The following is a 14465-nucleotide window of genomic DNA, read 5'->3' as shown; positions in this document are numbered from 1 at the left end:
CGGATCGGCGGATCGGCCGTCGGTCCGGTCGGGGCCGGCCTCAGTCCTCGCCGGCCGCGCGACGCAGGAGGAGGGCCCTCTCGGCGTCGTTCTGGGTCATGCCGGCTGCGCGGGCGAACTCGGCGCGCGCCTCGTCGTCGCGGCCGAGCCGGGCGAGCAGGTCGCCGCGGACGCTCGGCAGCAGGTGGTAGTCGGCGAGGGCTTCGGCGGCGACGAGCCCGTCGACGACCTCGAGCGCGGCCTCCGGACCCTCGGCGTAGGACAGCGCGACGGCACGGTTGAGGTCGATGACGGGCGACGGGCGGATCGCGGCGAGCTGGGCGTAGAGGCCGGCGATGCGCGCCCAGTCGGTGGCATCCGGGGTGCGGGCGCGGGCGTGGCAGGCAGCGATGGCGGCCTGCAGCACGTAGGGACCGGTGACGCCCTGCGACGCGTCGACGAGCGACACGGCCCGGTCGAGGGCGGCGAGGGCGTGACGGATCAGGGCCCAGTCCCACGTGGTGCGGTCCTGGTCGAGGAGCAGCACCGGCTCGCCGTCGCGGCCGATGCGGGCACGGGTGCGCGACGCCTGGATCTCCATGAGCGCGAGGAGGCCGTGCACCTCGGGCTCGCCGGGAGCGAGAGCCGACAGGACGCGGCCCAGCCGGATGGCCTCCTCCATGAGGTCGCCGCGCACCCAGTCGCGACCCGACGTGGCGGCATACCCCTCGTTGAAGATGAGGTAGACGACCTCGAGGACCGACGCCAGCCGCGGGGCGAGGTCGGCGCCCGACGGGATCTCGATGGTGACGCCGTCCTGGCTCAGCGTCTTCTTCGCGCGGGAGATGCGCTGGGCGATCGTCGGCTCGGTCGTGAGGAAGGCGCGGGCGATCTCTCGGGTCGTCAGTCCACCGATCATCCTCAGGGTCAACGAGATCCGCGCCTGGGCGGTGAGTGCCGGGTGGCAGGCAGCGAAGACGAGGCCGAGGACGTCGTCGTCGATGTCCTCGAGCGCGGCGTCGAAGTCGCCCTCGGCCAGCTCGGCCACCCTCAGCTCCTCCATGTGTCCCACCTGCTGCAGCTTGCTCGCGAGGTTGACGTCGCGCCGGATGCGGTCGATGGCCCGCCGCCGGGCGGTCGACGTGAGCCATGCACCCGGCTTGGTCGGAATGCCGTCGCGGGGCCACTGCTCGAGCGCCTGCACGAAGGCGTCCTGCGCGAGGTCCTCCGCGAGGCCGACGTCACCGACGACGCGGGCCACGATCGCCGTGACCTTGGCGGCCTCCATGCGCCAGACGGCCTCGAGGGTGCGCTGGACGTCGTCGGACGATGTCGGGTGCGGCTCTCGGGCCCTGCCCTCGTCGGTCTGGTCGGCGGTGGATGACACCCCGACACTCTGGCACGGACCGGTGTCGTGCAGCTGCCGGCCCGGCCGACGGTCAGCCGCGCGCGGCGTTGCGGGCGGCCTCCGCGCGCATCTGCTCGTCGCGCCCACGCATCTCAGGGGTGAACTCGTCGCCGAAGTCCTCGGCCGCGAAGACCTGGCGCAGCTCGAGCGCCTGCCCCGGGCCGGGCACGCACGACACGGGCCACTTCCGGAGCCACTCGAGCGCCTCCTCTCGCGAGCTGACGTCGATGATCGTGAAGCCGGCGATGAGCTCCTTGGCCTCGGCGAACGGCCCGTCGGTGACGACCCAGTCACCGTCCTCCCACCTGACGCGCGCACCCTTGGACGACGGGTGCAGGCCCTGGCCGTCGACGAAGACGCCCGCCCTGAGCATCTCCCCGTTGTAGGCCTGCATGTCGGCGAACTGCTCCTGCGTGCCGGTCGAGCCCTGCTCCGAGTCGGGGCCGGCGGGGACGATGATCATGAAGCGCATGACGGTCTCCTCGTGCTGTCGGTGCGGGTCAGGCCCCCGCCTCATCCCTACGTCGAACGGGACAGCGAGTTCTCGACACGACGGGCGAGAGCCCGGTAGAAGTCGGCGTTGGCGAGGTAGCGGTAGTGGTCGGTCGCGAGGCTCCCCGCGGCGAAGAACGCCGAGTCGTCGACGCCGTCGACGATGCCCTCGGCGCGGAAGCTGAGCAGGTCGGCGTGGTCCCAGACGTTCCACCAGCCGCCGAGGTGCTCGCGGGGAGGGTATGCCGCCGGGCCGGGTCCGCGGTCGGGCGCGCTCTCGAGGAAGAGCCCGAGCTCCTCGAAGAGGCCGACCTGCGACGCGGCGGCGCACCAGTAGTCGATGCGGATGCCCCGGTGCTCCGGCATCCGGGGCAGGAAGTGGGTGACGAGGTCGTAGACGATCTGCCCGCCCATGCTGTGGGTGAGCACGACCAGCGGCTCGCCGCGGCTCTCGGCGGCGAAGGCCGCGGTGTCCAGGCCGGCCAGGACGCGCTCGATGATGGGCCCCGGCGACTCGGCGCTGCCTCGCGTCGAGATGTAGGTCATGACGTCACCGAGGAAGACCGGCACGAAGTCCTCGAGCGGCCGCCGCAGGGAGGTCGCCGCGCCGCGCAGTCGCCGGACGCGCCGTGACGCGGTCGCGGCGTCCGCGCCCGTCAGGTCCGGAAGTGCCGCGGCCGCTGCACCGGAGGCGACGTCGGCTGCGGCGGCGGCGACTTCCTCGGCGGCCGCCGGGACGTCGAGGGGCCGCGACACGAGGGAGCGGCCTCCGAACGCGAAGTGCGCTCCGAGGTCACCCCAGTAGACCCGCATGATCGGCACCCCGCCCGGGTCGTCGGAGACTGCGGGCGCGACGTGCTCGCGCAGGTGCGCCTCGATCGTCGGCCACGGCACCTCGCCGAAGGCCCGGGTCGCCCGGGCCAGACCCGGGTCCTCGTCGCGGACCGCGACGCCGTGGACGAAGACGATCGGCACGGGGGTCCTGCCGTCCGGCCTAGAGCTCGAGCCGGGCGGTCGCGGCCGACTCGACCCCGTCACGGAAGGCGACACCCTCACGGGCGGCCTGCGCCACCGCCTCGAGGACCGGGACGAGGCCGTCGTCGTCGACGTGACCGGCGACCTCGTCGGCGACGGCCTTGACCTGGTCGGGGGCGTTGCCCATGGCGACGCCCCACGCGGCCCAGTGCAGCATCTCGAGGTCGTTGCGCTGGTCGCCGCAGGCGACGGTGTGGATCGGCTCGACGCGCAGCTGACGGCGGACGAGCTCGAGCGCGCTCGCCTTGGACACGCCCTCGGGGTTGATGTCGAGCCACGCCGACCAGCCGACGGCATACGACACCCCGTGCAGACCGGCGCGCTCGACCATCTCCATGAACTCCTCGGCGGTGGCCTCGGGCTGACGGAGGGTGACACGGGTGACGGGGTGCGCGATGAGCTCGTCCCACTCGACCTCGCGCGACTCGCCCATGAGCTCGCCGTCGGGGAAGTGCTTGCTCACCTTGAAGCCGACGCCGGGCTCCTCGACGGCGATGAGGGCGTCGGGGAGCGCGACGCGCATCTTCTCGAGGACCGACTGCGGGTCGAAGGTGACCATGTCGATGATCGAGTAGCCCTCTGCCGCAGTCGGATCGAGCCGGAGGGTCAGTGCCCCGTTGGAGCAGATCGCGTAGCCCTGCCGCAGCCCGAGAGCGTCGAGGATCGGTGTGGTGGCGATGATCGACCGGCCCGTCGCGATGACGACCGCGATGTCCTCGGGCAGCGCCTGGACGGCGTCGCGGACGCCGTCGGAGAGCTCGCCCATGTGGTTGAGGGTCGTGCCATCGAGGTCGAGGGCGAGCAGTCGCTGTGCCATGCGCTCACCGTATCGTCCGGCTCGAGCCGCCCAAGCAGGCCCGGACACTCGTCCCCCGCGCGTCGCGCAGCCGTCACCGGCCCGTCACCCGGAGGTCGCTGCGTCAGTGCTGCACCCCATGCAGCACTGACGTACGCGCGCCCGGCTGCCGACGGACGACCGTTGCTCGTCAACCCACTTCGACACGCCGCATGACACGCCGCGTCTGCGCGCCGACGACGACCAATGGTCGTCGCTGGGCGGCCCGCCCGGCGAGGCGTGAGGGCTCAGTAGATGCCGGTGCCCAACGGGTGCCCGGAGTTGGTGAGGCTTCGGGCGGTGAAGCCGCCCCTGCCGTTGCCGGGGTAGAGCCAGAGCCGGCCCGCCGTGTCGAGGGCCAGCAGGTCGGCCTTCCCGTCGCGGTCGAGGTCGCGCCCGGCCAGCAGCCTGGTCATCGAGCCCCAGCCGGTACCGACGCGGACCGGCGACGCGAACGTGCCGTCGCCCCTGCCGGCGTAGAACGAGAGGTCGCCGTTGCCCCACTGGACATGGAGGTCGGCGAGGCCGTCCCCGTTGGCATCGCCGATCGTGACGATCTTCTTAGCGGCACGGAACGTGCTCGCGGCCACGACCTTCCCCGCACCGAGCCCCTGCAGGCCTCGGCCGGGGTAGAAGACGAGCTCCCCCGTCGAGCGTCTGGCGAAGAGGTCGGCCATCCGGTCACCCGTGAAGTCGCCGCCGGTGACGAGGAGGTTCATCGAGTTCCACCCGCCGGCCCCGATCCGGACGCGGTTCTGCCCGGACGAGTAGCTCCACAGCGCGCCGGAAGAGTCCCTGGCGACGAGGTTCTCCCGACCGTCGTCGTCGAGGTCCCCGGCGAGCGCGATCGAGTTCACCGACCGCGTCGGCATCACCGACGTGCTGAGACCGTTGTCGAGGTCGAAGGTGCCAGGTCGGCCGACGTGCATCATCAGAGTGTCGTACCAGGGGTGGAACTCGCAGAGCTCGCGCAGGGCATCGCCGTTCCACAACGAGACCAGAGCCGGCGCGCCGGGGACGGCGAGCTTCGCAGTCCAGAGGTTGATCGGCAGGTAGCCGGGGCTCGAGCAGCGCACGTTGGCCTGGAGCGTCGTCGAGCGCTCCATGGTGTGGATCCTGTGTTGGAGGCCCGTCCTGCCGTAGAGGGCCACCCCGTTGCGGTACCACTGGCCGTTGCACGCCAGGTCCGGGACCACGGACTGGCTGCCGGGATACCAGGAGAGGATCCTCACGGCGGCGCGGACGAATTGGCCCGATGCGACGGTGCCCTCGGTCGTGAGCGACACCATGACGACCCCGACGGGTGGGGTGCTCCCGGACGACCAGACGCTGCTCGCGCCGGTGGTTGCCTGCACGGACTGGACCGAGACCGACAGGGTGCGCCCTTCGTCGGCGGCGGTCCGGGCGTGAACCCACCCGGGCAGGCCGGGGTCGGGGGCGATCGCCGCGCCGGCCCGCGACCAGAGGTAGGTCACCGAGACCGTGCCGAGCTCGGCCTCGAACTGGGCGGGCAGGTGCGGCAGCTGCATCTGGAACTGCCTGCTCGACTCGTCGTAGGCGATGCCCCCCACCTGCCACCGCGTGGCCACGAGCGGCGCACTGGTGGCGGTCTCGGTGCGCCCGTCCGGGGCCACAGCCGTGACGGTGGCCGTGAAGGTGCGACCGAACTTGGCCCGGCCGACGGCCGTCGTGGCGAGCGTCTCCGTCGTCGTCGTGCGCCCCAGCTCACCCGTCTCGTCGGCCCACACGTAGGAGTAGGTCGTTCCCGCGGGCGTGTCGGGCTGCGGGACGACCACGGACGCGGCCTGGGCGTCCAGCACGACGCTGAAGTGAAGCTCCTCGATGAGGTCAGAAGTGTCGGCAGCCACGGCGGCCGACGCCGACCCGAGACAGACGAGGGCTGCTGCGAGAGCGGCCATGAGGCGCCGTCGGCCCCGCCGGGTCGAACCCTCGGTTGCCTGACCTGCCTTTGCGCGCGCGGACGTGTCCACTGCCCCTGCCCCTGTCTTCCTGCCGAGCTCGTCACCTGCAGTCCGCACTGTAGGGCCGGGGTCGCCGCTGCGGAGCCGGACGCACGTCTCTCGTTGCGGGGGTCGGCGCCTGGGACGTCGCGGGGAACGGGCTCAGGCGAGGCGACCGACGGCGTCCTCGATGCCGCGGTGGAGTGTCGGGTAGGCGTAGATCATCGAGCGCAGCCGCTCGATCGGGACCTTGCCGTGCACGGCGACGGCGAGCGCCCCGAGCACCTCTCCGCCCGCCGGTCCCATCGTCGTGGCACCGACGAGGACGCCGCGGTCGGCGTCGGCGACGACCTTGATGAGGCCGTCTGCCTTGGCGATCCAGCCGCGGGTCGTCTCGCCGAGCGGTGTGACGCCGACCAGGACGTTCGAGAGCGTCTCGCGGGCCTGCTGCTCCGTCATCCCGACGGCACCGACCTCGGGATCGGTGAACGTGACGCGCGGGAGGGCGGCATACTCCGCCGGTGGGCCGTCGTCGCCGAGGACGTCACGGATCACGACACCCGCCTGGTACATCGACACGTGGGTGAAGGCGCCCTTGCCGGTGATGTCGCCCACCGCCCACACGCCGTCGGCGACGCGGCAGCGGTCGTCGACCGGAGCGGTGCGGGCGTCCTTGGCGACGCCGACCGTGTCGAGCCCGACGGCGGCGGGGTCGGCGCGGCGCCCGGTGGCGACGAGGAGCTTCTCGGCCGTCAGGACCGACCCGTCGGCCAGCGTCACGGTGAAGACCGACCCGTCGTGGCTGACCGTGTCGGCGCCGACACCGGGGCGCACCGTGATGCCGTCGGCCTCGAGGGCCACCTGCAGCGCCTCGGACGCCTCCGGCTCCTCGAGCGCGAGGAGCCGGTCGGCGGCCTCGACGACCGTCACCTCGACACCGAAGCGCGCCATGACCTGGCTCAGCTCGCAGCCGATCGCGCCACCTCCGAGCACGACGATCGAGGCAGGCAGCTCGGCGGCTTCGACGACGTCGTGGTTGGTCCAGTAGGGCGTCTCCGCGAGGCCCTCGACCGGCGGCATCGCGGCCGTCGTGCCCGTGTTGACGACGATGCCCGTCGTCGCGGTGTAGGCGGTGCCGTCGACGTCGACGCGTCCCGGTCCCGAGATGCGGCCGGAGCCCCGGACGAAGGTCGCCCCCTTCCCGGTCAGCCGCTCGACGGCGACGCGGTCGTCCCAGTTGTCGGTGGCCTCCTCGCGGATGCGCCTCGCCACGACCGACCAGTCGGGTGTGACGTCGCCGACCGACCCGGCCAGCCCGTCGACGCGGCGGGCCTCGGCGAGCGCGTCGGCGGCGCGGATCATCATCTTCGAGGGGATGCAGCCCCAGTAGGGGCACTCACCGCCCACGAGGCCGCGGTCGACGCCGAGGACGCGCAGGCCGCGCTCGGCGAGAGTGCCGGCGACGTGCTCACCTCCCGGCCCGAGCCCGATGACGATGACGTCGAAGGTGTGGTCGGTGTCGGTGGCCATGCCACAGCCTTACCCGCGCCGGCCCCGGAGGGAAGAGGCGCCGGGCGTCGTCGTGGTCGACCGGCACCTCGGGTGAGCCGGGCACGCACCGGCTCCTGGGCGACGACGACGCTGCCGACGACGAGGACCATGGCGACAAGGTGGACCGGGCCGAAGTGCTCGCCGAGCAGGACGACGCCGAGGAGCACCCCGACGACGGGGTTGACGAGGCCGATGATCGAGGCTGACGTCGGACCGAGGACGGCCAGGCCGCGGAACCACAGGACGTAGGCGACGCCGCTGCCGATCAGCCCGAGATAGACGAGAGCTCCGACGGCGGGCAGGTCGAGCGCCGGCGGTGCGCCTTCGACGACGAGCCCGATCGGCAGGAGGACGAGCCCGCCGGCGACGAGCTGCCACGACGTCATGGTGACGACGTGCTCGGTCGGCGACCACTTCCGCGTGAGGACGAAACCCACCGACGAGAGCACCACGGCGACCAGCCCCGCCCCGAGGCCCAGCGGGTCGAGCGGCTTGTCGAGGCCGTTCTGGAGCACGAGCAGCGCCACTCCGAGGAGGCCGGTCAGCCCGGCGGCCGCCGCCACACGAGCGGGCCGTCGACCCATGAGCAGCCAGGTGACGCCCATCGTCACCATCGGGGCGGTCGCGACGAGCGTGGCACCGAGCCCGCTCGGGAGGCGGTAGGCGGCGAGGAAGAGGAGTGCGTAGAAGAGGCCGATGTTGAGCGAGCCGAGGACGAGCGAGCGCCACCACCAGTCGCCCCTCGGCAGGCGCCGGACCCAGAGGAGCATGAGGAGCCCGACGGGCAGGGCCCGCACCGTGGCGGCGAAGAGCGGACGGCCCGGTGGCAGCCACTGCTGCGTGACGGCATACGTGGATCCCCAGACGGCGGCGGGGATCGCGGTCAGCGCGACGTTCGCCCAGCTCGCTCGATTGTCTTCCATGGAAGGTAAACTACCTTCCGGAGAAGATATATTCCAGCCATGGACCAGCACCAGGACCACGCGCAGCACGTCGTCGACCAGTGGGCGGTCGTGCGTCCCGAGCTCGACGTGAGCCCGGTGCTCGTCATCGGCCGCCTGCACCGGGTCGCGCTCGCCCTGACGGCCGAGCTCGTGAAGGTCTACAACGCCCACGGGCTCGGCGAGGGAGACTTCGACGTGCTCGCGACCCTGCGACGCACCGGTGAGCCCTACGAGCTGACCCCCACGGAGCTCATGGACCAGACGATGGTGACCTCCGGAGCCGTGACGAAGCGGCTCGACCGGCTCGAGGGTGCCGGTCTCGTCGAACGGCGGGTCTCCGACGGCGACCGGCGCAGCCGCATCGTGGTCCTCACCGGCACGGGGCGCGAGCTCATCGACCGCGCAGCACCCGAGCACTTCGCCAACGAGGCACGCCTGCTCGAGCCCCTGACGACCACCGAACGAGCGACGCTCGCCCGCCTGCTGGCCAAGCTCGGCGCACCCCTCGGGGTCTGACCGGACAGGGTCTGCGAGGCGACGCCATGGACGGCCCGGCGCTCGCGGCGTCGTCGGCCTACGCTGCGCTTCCATGACCGTCACGTCGCTGGTGCTGCTCGGCGTCGCCGCGCTGCTCATCGGGTTCGCCAAGACGGCCATCGGCGGGGTCGCGAGCATCGCCATCGCGATCTTCGCGTTCGTCCTGCCCACCAAGGAGTCGACGGCCGCGATCCTGCTGCTGCTGCTCATCGGCGACGTCGTCGCGGTCTGGCACTACCGCCGCGACGCCGACATCGGCCTGCTCAAGCGGCTCCTCCCCGCGGTGCTGCCCGGCCTCGTCCTCGGCGCCCTCTTCCTCTCCTGGGTCGACGACACGACCCTCCGCCGCGCCATCGGTGGCCTGCTCCTCGTCCTCGCGGCGCTCCAGCTCGTCCTCACGTGGCGCTCTCCCGACACCACCCGCGTCGGGTCGTCCCGGGCCGCCGCACTCGGCACCGGCGCGGCCGCGGGTTTCGCGACCATGACGGCGAACGCCGCCGGCCCCGTCATGACGCTCTACCTCGTCGCGCAGGGCGTCGAGAAGCGCCGCTTCCTCGGCACCGGCGCGCTCTTCTTCTTCGGCGTCAACCTCTGCAAGGTGCCCTTCAGCGTCGGGCTCGGCCTCTTCAGCGTCGAGACCCTCTGGCGCACCGTGCTGCTCGCTCCTCTCGTCCTCGTCGGCACGTGGATCGGCCTGCACACGGCGCGGCGACTGAGCCAGACCCGCTTCGACCAGGCCGTGCTCGCCGCGACCGTGGTCTCGGCGCTGGCCCTCGTCGTCCGGTGAGGCACGGCGCCTAGGGTGCTGGTCATGAGCCGCACCGCCGACGACGTCGACCTGGTCCGAGCCTCCCGCCAGGCCTGGGGAGGCCTCGAGACGCTCCACGTGCTCGGCTACTTCGCCGACGAGGTGCGCGACGCGTACGTCGCCCTCGGCCTGCACCCGCGCCTCAGCTACTTCGCCGGACGCTCGGCCGCCTTCGGAGCCGTCGGGCCCGAGGTGCCGACGGCGACGTTCTACGTCTTCGCTCCGTGGCTGCACGCCAAGGCCCTGCCGGCGTCATGGTCGGTCGCGAGCCCGGAGCAGGTGCAGCAGGCCCGCCGCGACGGCATGGCGGTCGTGCTCGACCGCGTCGTCGGCGACACCGACGTCACCGAGCTGCTCGACCTCGCCCGCACCGTCTGCGCCGGCCTCACGGCCCCCGGCCGCCCGTTGTATGCCGCCCACGCCGGGCTCGCGTGGCCCGACGAGCCGCGCCTCGCGCTCTGGCACGCCGCGACACTGATCCGCGAGCACCGCGGCGACGGTCACGTGGCGGCCCTGCTGCGCGCCGGGCTCGACCCGGTGGAGTCGATCGTCATCGGCGGCCTCTTCGCGGGCAACACCGGCTTCATGCGGTCGAGCCGCGGCTGGTCCGACGACGAGTGGACGGCTGCGGTCGAGCGGCTCACCGAGCGGGGCCTCGTCGACGGTGACGCCCTCACCGAGGAGGGGCTCGCCTTCCGCAAGGACCTCGAGCGCGAGACGGACCGGATGGCCCTCGAGGGCTGGGCGCACCTCGGGCTCGAGGGCACGCGACGGGTCGCCGAGCTGGCGGCGCCCCTGCGAGCCGCAGCCCTGGGCAGCGGCATCCTCCCCGACTGGGTCAGCTCCCGCGGCTGACTGCCCCCGCCGCGGTTCGAGGTGATCCTGCGACGCACGTCGGTGTCGGGATCACCTCGAACCAGCCCTTCCGCCGCGGGTTCGAGGTGATGGCGGCACCCGCGTCGGTGCCGGGATCACCTCGAACGGGGGGCCGGGCCGAGCGGAAGGTCAGGGAGTGAAGGCGTCGCGGAAGCGCTTGAGCGCGAGCTCGTCGTCGCCCGAGGCGAATCCCTCGAGCCCCACCGATCCGGTGTAGCCCATCTCGACGAGGGCTCGGGCGACGGCCGGGTAGGCGATCTCGCCGGTGCCGGGCTCGCGACGGCCGGGCACGTCGGCCACCTGGATCTCGCCGATGTGCGGCAGCGCCCGCCGGCAGAGCTCGATGAGGTTCCCCTCGCCGATCTGGGCGTGGTAGAGGTCGAGCATCAGCTTCAGGTGCGGGCTGTCGACGGCCTCGACGAGGGCCAGGCAGTCGGCGGCCGTCGCGAACGGCACGCCGGGGTGGTCGACGGCGGTGTTGAGGTTCTCGAGCACGAACATCACGCCCTCCCGCTCCCCCAGCTCGGCGATGCGCCCGAGCGTGCGCTGCGCCGTGAGCCACATCGGGCCGGTCGCGACCGGCTCGGGCCGTACGGGCAGGCCGCGGTCGTCGAGGCCCGTGCCGTGGAGGTTGAGGCGCGGGATGCCGAGCCGCTGGGCCACCGGCACCGACTCGGCAGCCGTCGCGAGCAGCTCGTCGGCTCCCTCGTCGTCGCTGAGCCGACCGCGGACGTAGCCGGTCATCGACGAGTAGACGACGCCCTCGTCACGCAGGGCGACGAGCTCGTCGATGTCATGACGGGTCCAGTCCCAGATCTCGACCTGGAAGCCGAGCCCGTGGATGCGACGCACCCGCTCGGCGAAGGGCAGGTCGAGGAAGACCATCTCGGCGCTCACCGCGAGCGTGAACGGGGTCGCCATCAGGCACCGGCCCGAGCGGCGGCGAGGTCGCGGTCGGAGTCGCGCACGGTGACCGTGCCCCCGGTCTCGACGGCCTCGATGCACGCGAGCGCGATCCGCAGCGCGGCTCGGGCGTCCTCGCCGCCGACCTGCGTGGGCTCGCCCTCGCGGACCGCGGTGCAGAAGGCCGCGAGCTCGGCGGCATACGCGTCGGTGAAGAGGTCGGTGTCGGCGCGGGCCGTCGGGCTCGTGACCCCGGCCGCGCCCCAGTGGGCGGTGCCGAGGTGCGCAGGGCTGCCCGCGGTGACCATGCCGGCCGACCCGAACACCTCGCCGCGCACGTCGTAGCCGTAGGCAGCCGAGAAGCTCGCCTCGGCGACGGCGATGGCGCCGTTGTCGTAGCGGATGGTGACGACGGCGGTGTCGAGCAGCCCGGCGTCCCTGAACTCGGGGGCGACGAGGGCGTCGGCCATGACGGAGACCTCGACGGCCGTCGCGCCCGCGTTGAACCAGTTGAGGGCGTCGAAGTCGTGGATGAGCGTCTGCGTGAAGATCGTCCACGGCGGCACCCCGGCCGGGTCGGCGAGCCCCGGGTCGCGCGTCAGCGAGCGCAGCAGCTGGGGCGTCCCGATACCGCCGGCGGCGACGGTCTCGTGGGCGGCCCCGAGGTCGCGGGCGAAGCGCCGGTTGAAGCCCACCTGCAGGGGTATGCCGGCGGCTCGCGACGCGGCGATGGCGCGGTCGGCGTCGGCGAGGGTCAGGGCCATCGGCTTCTCGACGAAGACCGCCTTGCCGGCCTCGGCCGCGGCGACGACGAGGTCGGCGTGCGCCGCGCTCGCGCACGTGATGGCGACGGCCTCGACCCGCGGGTCGTCGATGAGTGCCTGGGCGTCGGTGAGCCACTCGACCCCGAGGTGCTCTCCGAGCCGTTCGGCGGCCGCGGCCCGCGGGTCGGCGACGGCTACCAGCTCGGCCTCGCCGAGGCGACGGGCCAGGGTCGTGGCGTGGTGGGTGCCGATGCGGCCGGCTCCCACGAGACCGAAGCGGACCGGGTCGATGCGCGTCATGGCTGCTCCTTCGCAGATGTGAACTAGAGCGCTCTAGTGCGGCTCCCATTGAAGCGTCCCACCGCCACACCGGTCAAGGGGTGGCCCGGATCCATGGAGCGCTCTAGAGTCGCGGACGTGGACAGCGAGAGGGTCACGATGGAGCACGTCGCCGCACGTGCCGGCGTCTCGCGCGCCCTCGTGTCGATCGTCTTCCGCGGCGTCGCCGGCGCATCCGAGGCAACCCGTGAACGGGTGCTCGCCGCGGCCCGCGACCTCGACTACCGCCCCGACACGCGCGCCAGCCGCCTCGGCAGCAGCCGCACCCGCACGCTCGGCGTGACCTTCAGCGTCGGGCACACCTTCCACGGCGACCTCATGGAGAGCCTCTACACACATGCCGACGCGGCGGCCTACGAGCTCGTCCTGAGTGGCGTCACGCCCTCCCGCTCCGAGGCGGCCGCGGTCGAGACCCTGCTCGCGGAGCGCTGCGAGGGCATCGTCCTGCTCGGCAGCAGCCAGTCGACGGCTCAGCTGGCGCGCCTCGCGAGGCGCCTGCCGGTCGTCAGCGTGCTGCGACCGGTGCCCGGCGGAGAGGTCGGGGTCGTGCGCACCGACGACACCGCGGGGCTGCGGCTCGCGGTCGAGCACCTCCGCGCCCTCGGCCACACGCGGATCGCCCTGCTCGACGGCGGTCGCACGGCGGGAGCGGCGGAACGGCGTCGTGGCTACCGTGCGGCGGTGCGCCGGGCACCGGGGCTCGTCGAGAGCATCCTGCCCGGCGGACCCAGCGAGCTCGAGGGGGCCGAGGCGGCCCGGGCGTTCCTCGCCCAGACCGCCCGCGGGCGCCCCACGGCGGTCGCGGCGTTCAACGACCGGTGCGCCATCGGCTTCGTCGACGTCGTGCGGCAGGCGGGCCTCCGGGTCCCCGGCGACGTGTCCGTCGTCGGCTTCGACGACATCACGGAGGCGGCCTACCCGCACGTGGCGCTGACGACCGTGCGCCAGGACGCCGAGCGCCTCGGGGCCGAGGCGGTGCGCACCCTCGCGGAGCGGCTCGACGGCGAGAGTCCGCCGGGTACACCGCCCCCGCCCGTCGTCATCGAGCCCGAGCTCGTCGTGCGGGCCAGCACGGCGCCGGTCACCCGTCGCAACACGCCCTCGTGATGCTGGCGCCGCCATGAGCGTCACGGTGACCCGACGACGATGAGCAGGCGCGGCGGCCATCCCGACTGGCAGGTTGGACCCATGCCGACCTACACGTCCCACGATGGCACCGAGCTCGCCTACCGCGTCGAGGGCACGGGTGACCCGGTCGTCGTCTGGCCCGGCGGCCCGGCGCGGGACCCTGCCTACCTCGGCGACCTCGGAGGCCTCGCGACGGTCGCCGGACGCTCGCTCGTGATCCCCGACCCACGCGGCACGGGCGCCTCGCCGCTCCCGGCCGACCCCACGGCATACGGCCCCTCGGGGCTCGCCGACGACCTCGAGGCGCTCCGCGCCCATCTCGGGCTCGAGCGCCCCGACCTCCTCTGCCACTCCGCCGGAGCATCGGTGGCCCTGCTGTATGCCGCCCGCCACCCCGGGCGGATCGGGCGCCTCGTCCTCATCACCCCGGGCACGTCGGCCGTGGGCCTCGACATCAGCGACGACGAGTGGGAGGCGCGCGTGGCGCTGCGTTCCCACGAGCCGTGGTTCGCGTCGGCGAGGCGTGCCCTCGACTCCGAGGACGACTCACCGGCCACGAGGCAGGCGATGTCACCCTTCCTCTACGGCCGGTGGACCGGGACCGCGCAGCAGCACGCCGCCACGGACGACGCCCAGCGCAACCGCGAGGGCACCCGGGCGTTCCGCGCCGCGCCGGTCGACGCGGCGGCCACCCGGGCGGCGCTCACGTCGCTCAGGGCACCGGTGCGCGTCGTCGTGGGCGAGCTCGACCTCATGCCGGGACCCGACCTGGGAGCCGAGCTGGCCGCGATCTTCGACGACGGCCGCTGTGTCGTGCAGCCGGGTGCCGCCCACTTCCCCTGGGTCGACGACCCGGCACGCTTCGCACGCCTGGTGTCCGCCGCCCTGGAGGACTGAAGGCCCCG

General features: G+C 73.1%; 13 protein-coding genes and 1 pseudogene. 5 read left to right on the top strand and 9 right to left on the bottom strand.

Annotated elements, in window-relative coordinates; all coding sequences use genetic code 11:
- Positions 1-40 precede the first annotated feature (40 nt).
- The 7 genes and pseudogenes from ASD90_RS10735 to ASD90_RS10705 form a co-directional block, all read right to left on the bottom strand.
- The gene (locus tag ASD90_RS10735) at positions 41-1366 is read right to left on the bottom strand and encodes an RNA polymerase sigma factor (RefSeq protein ID WP_082588634.1); all 1326 of its coding nucleotides are present in this window, start codon (positions 1364-1366) and stop codon (positions 41-43) included.
- Positions 1367-1418: 52 nt separating this feature from the next.
- Positions 1419-1859 carry a YciI family protein gene (locus tag ASD90_RS10730; protein ID WP_056755681.1) on the bottom strand — a complete coding sequence of 147 codons (441 nt, stop codon included), beginning with the start codon at positions 1857-1859 and terminating at the stop codon, positions 1419-1421.
- 47 nt (positions 1860-1906) lie between these two features.
- Positions 1907-2854, bottom strand: a complete 948-nt coding sequence (locus ASD90_RS23790; RefSeq protein ID WP_056755679.1) for a hypothetical protein — start codon at positions 2852-2854, stop codon at positions 1907-1909.
- Between the two features lie 19 nt (positions 2855-2873).
- On the bottom strand, positions 2874-3731 hold the full coding sequence (locus ASD90_RS10720; protein ID WP_056755675.1) for an HAD family hydrolase: 858 nt from the start codon (positions 3729-3731) through the stop codon (positions 2874-2876).
- Positions 3732-3997: 266 nt separating this feature from the next.
- Positions 3998-5668 carry a VCBS repeat-containing protein gene (locus ASD90_RS10715; RefSeq protein WP_056755673.1) on the bottom strand — a complete coding sequence of 557 codons (1671 nt, stop codon included), beginning with the start codon at positions 5666-5668 and terminating at the stop codon, positions 3998-4000.
- Between the two features lie 204 nt (positions 5669-5872).
- The gene (locus ASD90_RS10710; protein ID WP_056755670.1) at positions 5873-7240 is read right to left on the bottom strand and encodes an NAD(P)/FAD-dependent oxidoreductase; all 1368 of its coding nucleotides are present in this window, start codon (positions 7238-7240) and stop codon (positions 5873-5875) included.
- 113 nt (positions 7241-7353) lie between these two features.
- Positions 7354-8184 (bottom strand): annotated as a pseudogene (locus ASD90_RS10705) (EamA family transporter); the annotation flags it as partial.
- 39 nt (positions 8185-8223) lie between these two features.
- Between ASD90_RS10705 and ASD90_RS10700 the strand changes: the two are divergent.
- The 3 genes from ASD90_RS10700 (at position 8224) to ASD90_RS10690 (ending at position 10405) form a co-directional block, all read left to right on the top strand.
- Positions 8224-8721, top strand: coding sequence for a MarR family winged helix-turn-helix transcriptional regulator (locus ASD90_RS10700; protein WP_056755668.1), 498 nt, complete (start codon positions 8224-8226; stop codon positions 8719-8721).
- Between the two features lie 73 nt (positions 8722-8794).
- Positions 8795-9529 carry a sulfite exporter TauE/SafE family protein gene (locus ASD90_RS10695; RefSeq protein ID WP_056755665.1) on the top strand — a complete coding sequence of 245 codons (735 nt, stop codon included), beginning with the start codon at positions 8795-8797 and terminating at the stop codon, positions 9527-9529.
- 24 nt (positions 9530-9553) lie between these two features.
- A complete protein-coding gene (locus tag ASD90_RS10690; RefSeq protein WP_200958598.1) occupies positions 9554-10405 on the top strand; it encodes a hypothetical protein in 852 nt (283 codons plus the stop codon).
- Positions 10406-10555: 150 nt separating this feature from the next.
- Here ASD90_RS10690 and ASD90_RS10685 read toward each other — a convergent pair whose 3' ends face one another.
- Together ASD90_RS10685 and ASD90_RS10680 are read right to left on the bottom strand one after the other, a co-directional pair.
- Positions 10556-11347: a TIM barrel protein gene (locus tag ASD90_RS10685; RefSeq protein ID WP_056755660.1), complete on the bottom strand. Its 792-nt coding sequence runs from the start codon at positions 11345-11347 to the stop codon at positions 10556-10558.
- Positions 11347-12393 (bottom strand): Gfo/Idh/MocA family oxidoreductase, encoded by a 1047-nt coding sequence (locus ASD90_RS10680; RefSeq protein WP_056755657.1) that lies wholly within the window; start codon positions 12391-12393, stop codon positions 11347-11349. The genes ASD90_RS10685 and ASD90_RS10680 overlap by 1 nt, the downstream gene beginning before the upstream one ends.
- A 117-nt stretch (positions 12394-12510) precedes the next feature.
- Between ASD90_RS10680 and ASD90_RS10675 the strand changes: the two genes are divergently transcribed.
- Both ASD90_RS10675 and ASD90_RS10670 read left to right on the top strand, forming a co-directional pair.
- Complete coding sequence (locus ASD90_RS10675) at positions 12511-13539, top strand: LacI family DNA-binding transcriptional regulator (protein ID WP_082588633.1); 1029 nt, start codon at positions 12511-12513, stop codon at positions 13537-13539.
- A gap of 81 nt (positions 13540-13620) precedes the next feature.
- On the top strand, positions 13621-14457 hold the full coding sequence (locus ASD90_RS10670; RefSeq protein WP_056755651.1) for an alpha/beta fold hydrolase: 837 nt from the start codon (positions 13621-13623) through the stop codon (positions 14455-14457).
- Positions 14458-14465: the final 8 nt, after the last annotated feature.

The sequence above is a fragment of the Terrabacter sp. Root181 genome (assembly GCF_001428505.1).
In the GTDB taxonomy this organism is placed as follows: domain Bacteria; phylum Actinomycetota; class Actinomycetes; order Actinomycetales; family Dermatophilaceae; genus Terrabacter.
This window is presented reverse-complemented; position numbering and strand designations above follow the sequence as displayed.